This is a genomic window from Salinimicrobium oceani, from assembly GCF_012037645.1.
In genome coordinates this window covers 1-549 of record NZ_JAAVJR010000321.1, presented here as the reverse complement: position 1 = coordinate 549, position 549 = coordinate 1, and the positions used below count along the sequence as shown (strand labels likewise).

Below are 549 nucleotides of genomic sequence, written 5' to 3'. Positions count from 1 at the left end.
AACAGCATTGCTTCTTTTGCAGAAAAAGTAAAAAGCGGGGAGACCTATTTATTTGTATAGGTTCCCCGCTTAAAAATGTCTTTTTTGATAGGTGTCCTTAGATCATCGCAAGGGTTTGCTTAGCGATCTCCAATTCTTCATTTGTAGGGATCACCAGGATCTTCACTGCAGAATTTTCTTTGCCAATACTTCTTACTTCCTTGGAGCGAACACTGTTCTTCTCTTCATCCAACTGTAAACCCAGGAAATCCATGTCGCGGCACACCATTTTTCGAATTACATCGCTGTTCTCCCCAATTCCCGCGGTAAAAACAACAGCATCAAGACCATTCATAGCAGCGGCATAGGCGCCAATGTATTTTTTTATTCGGTAAGCGTTCATTTCCAGCGCAAGCATACATTCCTTATTTCCTTTTTCGGCCTGCTCCTCAATATCTCTCAGGTCACTGTAACCGGTAAGGCCAAGCATTCCGCTTTTATGGTGTAGCAGGTCACTGACCTCTTTTGCGGTATAGCCGAATTTTTCAATCATATAAAAAATGACAGACT

The 549-nt window shown here is 42.3% G+C and carries 1 pseudogene; it reads right to left on the bottom strand.

The window, feature by feature from the left end:
- Positions 1 to 97: 97 nt before the first annotated feature.
- A pseudogene (locus HC175_RS16960) lies at positions 98 to 549 on the bottom strand (acetate kinase); the annotation flags it as partial.